The sequence below is a fragment of the Runella sp. R0.1_18 genome, from assembly GCF_057652155.1.
The window spans coordinates 1-214 of record NZ_JBYFCK010000172.1 but is presented as its reverse complement, the minus strand read 5'-3'; the positions used below and the strand labels follow the sequence as shown (position 1 = coordinate 214).

At 45.8% G+C, this 214-nt stretch carries 1 protein-coding gene; it reads left to right on the top strand.

Annotated elements, in window-relative coordinates; all coding sequences use genetic code 11:
• A partial coding sequence (locus AC23P2_RS31510; protein WP_487776853.1) for a hypothetical protein occupies positions 1-214 on the top strand: 214 nt, incomplete at both ends.

The window sequence follows — 214 nt, the reverse complement described above, 5'->3', positions numbered from 1 at the left end:
ATGTTTGTCTCGGTCAGACGATAGTCAGACCGACTACAATACCCCCTTCAAAAACCCCGCCATCTTATCCATCAATTTTTTCTTGGCATACTCTGGGCTAGAATGGCCTGCGCTGGGAATAAACTCAATCTTTTATCGGTCTGACTATCGTCTGACCAATGTTTGTCTCGGTCAGACGATAGTCAGACCGACTACAATACCCCCTTCAAAAACG